This window comes from Citrobacter sp. wls826 (assembly GCF_005281245.1).
In the GTDB taxonomy this organism is placed as follows: domain Bacteria; phylum Pseudomonadota; class Gammaproteobacteria; order Enterobacterales; family Enterobacteriaceae; genus Citrobacter; species Citrobacter braakii.
Genome location: NZ_SZWS01000048.1, coordinates 142184 through 146745 on the forward strand (window position 1 = coordinate 142184; position 4562 = coordinate 146745).

At 54.1% G+C, this 4562-nt stretch carries 3 protein-coding genes; all 3 read right to left on the reverse strand.

Translation table 11 applies throughout. The features are described 5' to 3' along the window. Window positions 1-646: formate dehydrogenase-N subunit gamma (fdnI, locus tag FDW87_RS11325; protein ID WP_137379771.1), on the reverse strand; the 646-nt coding region annotated here is incomplete at its 3' end. Continuing rightward, a complete protein-coding gene (fdnH, locus tag FDW87_RS11330) occupies window positions 639-1523 on the reverse strand; it encodes a formate dehydrogenase N subunit beta (RefSeq protein ID WP_016156544.1) in 885 nt (294 codons plus the stop codon). The genes fdnI and fdnH, both read right to left, overlap by 8 nt. A 13-nt stretch (window positions 1524-1536) precedes the next feature. Beyond that, the coding region (gene fdnG / locus FDW87_RS11335) for a formate dehydrogenase-N subunit alpha (protein ID WP_137379772.1) at window positions 1537-4562 on the reverse strand (3026 nt) is incomplete at its 5' end.

Consider the following 4562-nt stretch of genomic DNA (forward strand, 5'->3'; position numbering starts at 1 on the left):
CTTCCTCGCTCTCTTTTTTCGCTTCTTGTCGTTCAACTTCGCGATACCAGCGTGGGTGATGTTTCTTCGCCCAGCGACGGCTCACTTTCCCTTCGACCATGCCTTTAATCGATCCTTTCACCCAGAATGCCATATACATGTGGATGAGGATGGCGTGCATCAGGATAATCCCCGCAGCCGCATGGATAAGCAGGCTATAGCGCACGACCTGCATCGGGAAGAACTGCGCAAAGTACGGACGCCAGATAATGATGCCGGTGATCAGCAGCACGAAAATCATGCTCATGATCGACCAGAACATCATTTTCTGTCCGGCATTGTACTTACCCACGTCCGCCACTTTGTGTTCATTGCCTTTCAGCACTTCCACAATGTTTTTCAGCCACGGGATATCTTTTTTATCCGGGATGTTGTGGTGAACAAAGCGTACAAACATGAACATCAGCGCCACGAAGATCAGCAGTCCGAAGAACGGGTGCAAAATGCGCCCCATCTGCGGCGTACCGAAGGTCTGCGTCAGCCATTGCAGAGTCGGGAAGAAAAACGAAATCCCCGACAACGCCACCAGGAAGAAGCAGATCACCACCGTCCAGTGACAGGCGCGGTCGATAAACTTCGTGCGCACAATCATTTTCGACTTACTCATGATGATCCTCCTCGTCGTCGTCCACTTCCTTATTCGGACCGATACCAATGTAGTGGTAAATCAGTCCGGCGAAGGTGGCGATAAATCCGGCAGCGGCCAGCGGTTTCAGCGCCCCTTTCCACAGATTGATAGAGGTATCGATCTGCGGCTCTTTCGGCAGGCCGTGATACAGCTCCGGCTGGTTGGCATGATGCAGAACGTACATCACGTGCGTGCCACCCACACCTTCCGGGTTGTAAACACCGGCATGTTCATAACCACGTGCTTTCAGTTTTGCCACTCGCTGTTCGCCCATTTCCAGCATTTCCTGCTTGGTACCGAAATGGATTGCCCCGGTCGGACAGGTCTTCACGCAGGCAGGTTCCTGCCCGACGCTGACGCGGTCCACACACAGCGTACATTTATACACGCGGTTATCCTCTTTATTGAGGCGCGGAATATTAAATGGACACCCGGCAATACAGTAGCCGCAGCCAATGCAGTGCTCTGACTGAAAATCAACAATCCCGTTGGCGTACTGGATGATAGCCCCGGCAGACGGGCATGCCTTCAGACAGCCCGGATCTTCACAGTGCATACAGCCGTCTTTACGAATCAACCACTCGAGCTTGCCGTTCTGTTCGGTTTCGGTAAACCGCATCACCGTCCAGGACTTGGCGCTAAGATCGGCAGGGTTGTCATACACCCCGACGCAGTGGCCGACTTCATCGCGGATATCATTCCACTCTGAGCATGCCACCTGACAGGCCTTACAGCCTATGCAGGTGGAAACGTCGATCAGCTTTGCGACCTCAGCTTTGTAATCACGGGCCTGAGGCGGCGGCGTGATGGCGTTTGTTGCGGACCGTTTGATGATGTCCTGCGTTTCCATAGACATATGTTCGCCTCCCTTACGCCTTCTCGATGTTAACTAAAAACGCTTTGTATTCCGGCGTTTGCGAGTTTGCATCACCGACATTCGGCGTCAGGGTGTTGGCGATATAGCCTTTACGCGCGACTCCTTCAAAGCCCCAGTGGATCGGGATCCCAACCGTTTCAACCTGCTGACCGTTGACGTGCAGAGTACGCAGACGACGGGTAACCACGGCAACTGCGCGAATAAATCCACGCTTGCTGCTGACTTTGACGTGATCGCCGTTGGAGATCCCCTTAGCTGCCGCCAGCGTTTCGCTGATTTCCACAAACTGCTCTGGCTGGGCAATCGCATTCAGCAATGCGTGCTTGGTCCAGGTATGGAAATGTTCGGTCAGACGATAGGTCGTCCCGACGTACGGGAAGTCCTGTTTTGTGCCCATGCGTAACTTATCCGCTTCGTACAGACGCGCTGCCGGGTTGGAGATCACGTTCGGATGCAGCGGGTTCGTACCCAGCGGCGTTTCCATCGGCTCGTAGTGTTCCGGGAACGGACCTTCCGCCATCTTATCGATAGCGAACAGACGACCCAGCCCTTCCGGCTGCATAATAAACGGATTGGTGCCACTGCCCGGTGCTGCGGTGTTGAAGTCCGGGATATCGTTCCCCGTCCACTTCGTGCCGTTCCACTGGATCAGCATGCGTTTTGGATCCCATGGCTTACCTTGCGGGTCCGCCGAAGCGCGGTTATACAACACGCGACGGTTTAACGGCCATGCCCAGGCCCAGCCCAGCGTATTACCAAGACCTGACGGGTCGGCGTTATCGCGATTGGCCATCTGGTTGCCCTGCTCGGTCCAGCTACCGGTATAAATCCAGCAGGACGATGACGTAGATCCATCATCGCGCAGAAGTGCAAAGCTGCTGAGTAACTGGCCTTTCTTCGCAACCAGCACACCGTTGGCATCATAGAGATCTTCCAGCGCATAGCCGTTGTTCTCTTTTGCCACTTCCTCGGAGTGCGGTTCGTCCGGCTGCTTATAGTTCCAGCTCATTTTCAGCACGGGTTCAACGGCTTTACCGCCTTCAGTGCGATACATGTCGCGCAGACGGTGATAAATACCGGCCAGAATTTCGCCGTCGTTGCGGGCTTCACCCGGGGCATCCTGACCTTTCCAGTGCCACTGCAGCCAGCGACCGGAGTTGGCGATGGAGCCGTCCTCTTCCGCAAAGCAGGTGGATGGCAAACGGAAGACTTCGGTCTGAATAGAAGCCGGATCAACGTCGTTTGATTCGCCGTGGTTCTGCCAGAACGTTGAGGTTTCAGTCACCAGCGGATCGATAACCACCAGATACTTCAGTTTGCTCAGGCACTGCACCACTTTGTTTTTGTCCGGGAAGGACGCGACCGGGTTAAAGCCCTGGCAGATGTAGCCGGTGACTTTCCCGCTATCCATCATGTTGAAGTATTTGATGACGTCGTAGGACTGATCCCACTTCGGCAGCCACTCAAAGCCCCAGTCGTTTTCTTTCTGCGCGGCATTGCCGTAGAAAGATTTCATCAGGCTGACGAAGAATTTCGGGTAGTTGCCCCAGTAGTTCACCTGATCGGCCAACGTCGCTTTTGGCGTGTTAGCGGCCAGATAGGTTTGCAGATCGGCCTGTTTCTCTGACGGCAGCGTCAGGTAGCCTGGCAGACTGGTAGAGAGCAGCCCTAAGTCGGTTAAACCCTGAATGTTGGAGTGACCGCGTAAAGCGTTGACCCCGCCACCTGCCATCCCCATGTTGCCGAGCAGCAACTGGATCATCGCCATGGTACGGATGTTCTGCGCCCCGACGGTATGCTGTGTCCAGCCCAGCGCATACAGGAACGTGGTGGTGCGATCCGCTGCGCTGGTGGAAGCCAGCACTTCGCAAACTTTCAGGAAGTCTTCTTTTGGCGTACCGCAGATGTTTTCCACCACATCCGGCGTGTAGCGGGAAACGTGCTGTTTTAGCAGATTCCAGACACAACGGGGATGGCTTAACGTTTCATCGCGTTTCGCGTAGCCGTTTTCATCGAACTGGTAGTTCCAGGACGATTTATCGTATTGGCGTTTTTTCGCGTCGTAACCGCTGAACAGACCGTCTTCGAAAGCAAAATCATCCCGCACCAGCAGGCTGGCGTTGGTGTAATGCTTAACGTATTCAGCGTTGATTTTGTTGTTTTCAATCAGATACAGCAAGACGCCGGACAGGAACGTAATGTCCGTGCCGGAACGAATTGGCGCGTAAATATCCGCTACCGAGGCTGTACGTGTAAAACGGGGGTCAACAACAATTAGCGTGGCATCATTGTTGTTTTTAGCTTCCATCGCCCAGCGGAATCCCACCGGATGTGCTTCAGCGGCGTTACCGCCCATCACCATCACGACGTTGGCGTTTTTAATATCAACCCAGTGGTTGGTCATCGCACCGCGACCAAATGTTGGAGCAAGACTTGCTACCGTTGGTCCGTGTCAGACGCGCGCCTGGTTGTCTACTGCCAGCATGCCGAGTGAGCGCACAAATTTTTGCGTCAGCATGCCGGTTTCATTACTTGCCGCAGATGCGCAGAGCATCCCGGTAGAAAGCCAGCGGTTTACCGTTACGCCCTGCTCATTCTTCTCAATAAAGTTGGCGTCGCGGTCAGTTTTCATCAGCTTCGCGATACGGGTGAAAGCCTCATCCCAGCTGATACGCTGCCATTTGTCGGAGCCTGGAGCGCGATATTCCGGGTAACGCAGACGGTTTTCACTGTGCACGTAATCCAGTAATCCTGCACCCTTAGGGCATAATGCCCCACGGCTCACCGGATGATCCGGATCCCCTTCAATATGATAAATCGACTCTTTGGCGTTTTTTGCTCCATCTCCCAGGCTATACATTAATAGCCCGCAACCTACGGAACAGTATGTGCAGGTGTTTCGGATCTCTTTGGCGCGCAACAGCTTATAGTTTCGCGCCTGAGCCAGTGCCATTTTGGGTGCAAAACCCAGAGCGGCTACTGTTGTTCCCGCCATACCGCCCGCGCAGATTTTAAAAA

Bases quoted from the DNA above. Each gene is read 5' to 3' on its own strand.
- fdnH (WP_016156544.1), bottom strand. From the start codon at position 1,523: ATGTCTATGGAAACGCAGGACATCATCAAACGGTCCGCAACAAACGCC.